Raw genomic sequence first — 1,228 nt, 5'->3', positions numbered from 1 at the left:
TGACCTGCCCCCAGTAGCCGTACCACGAGTTACTGGGAGAGCCCGGGGTTGAAGGGTACTTTGGGTTGGTGGGTTTGGGTGCGGTGGTTGGCAGCGAACTGGGCGGGTGGAATGCGTCCGCAGCTGCTGTGCGGCCTGACCTCGTTGTAGTCCCGCCGCCACTCGGTAATGACGTCTCGAGCCTGGGCAAGCGAAGTGAACCAGTGCTCGTTCAAGCACTCGTCGCGGAACTTGCCGTTGAAGCTTTCGATGTAGCCGTTCTGCATGGGCCGGCCTGGCTCGATCAGCAGGTGCTGGATCGCGTGCTGCTGCGTCCAGGCAATGAAGGCCCGACTGGTGAACTCCGGACCGTTATCCGTACGTACCGCTCGTGGATAACCGCGGAACCGCGCAGCCTGATCCAGCACGCGCACGACGTACGCGCCGCTGATGCCATGGTCGACCGTGATGTCGACGCATTCGTGGGTAAAGTCGTCGGCGACCGTCAGGCACTTCAGGCGGCGCCCGTTGGCCAGCGCGTCGCTGACGAAGTCCATGCTCCACACCGCATTGGGCGCCGTTGCCGACGACAGCGGCTGGCGCTCGCTGGGCGGCCTGCGGACCTTCTTGCGGCGACGCACGGCCAAGTTCGCCTCGCGATACAGGCGATAGATCTTCTTGTGGTTCACAGCCGGGTACTCCGGACGCAGCAGGTCGTGCAGGCGGCGATAGCCGAACCTGCGGCGGACCTGCGCCAGCTCGATGATCCGCGCCGACAGCGCCTGCGTCGCAGGCGCCTGTTCGGGCGGGTGGCGGAAGGCATCGCGGGACAGCCCCGCAAGGCGGCAGGCCCGTCGTTCGCTCACTGCCGTGGCATCGAGCATGCGACGGACCGCCTCGCGCTTGCGTTGCGGGGCTAGCGTTTTACCCCGAAGCCCACCTTCAACGCTTCAATGTCCAGATGCGCCTCAGCCAGCAATCGCTTGAGCCGTGCGTTCTCGGACTCGAGCTCCTTCAGGCGCTTGGCGTCCTCCGCTTCCATGCCGCCGTACTTGGCGCGCCAGGCGTAGAAGCTGGCCGGGCTGAAGCCGTGCTGCCGACCAAGCTCCGATACCGCCATGCCGGCTTCGGCCTGCTTGATAAAGCCGATGATCTGTTCCGTGGTGAAGCGACTCTTGCGCATGTCCGTCCTCTCTCGGTGACGGACTCTACCTAGCTTCGAGTGGTACGGCTCAGTGGGGGCAGGTCA

The 1,228-nt window shown here is 65.1% G+C and carries 1 protein-coding gene; it reads right to left on the bottom strand.

Annotation, left to right across the window (positions count from 1 at the left end; genetic code table 11):
• Window positions 1-29: 29 nt before the first annotated feature.
• Window positions 30-1,162, bottom strand: a protein-coding gene (locus PQS31_RS17010) for an IS3 family transposase (RefSeq protein WP_149500783.1) whose coding sequence is annotated in 2 segments (ribosomal slippage) — window positions 30-907 and window positions 907-1,162 — 1,134 coding nt in all. Because the reading frame shifts where the segments join, the coding sequence is not laid out codon by codon here.
• Window positions 1,163-1,228 lie beyond the last annotated feature (66 nt).

Source organism: Luteimonas sp. BLCC-B24, from assembly GCF_028550595.1.
Taxonomy (GTDB): domain Bacteria; phylum Pseudomonadota; class Gammaproteobacteria; order Xanthomonadales; family Xanthomonadaceae; genus Luteimonas.
This window is presented reverse-complemented; position numbering and strand designations above follow the sequence as displayed.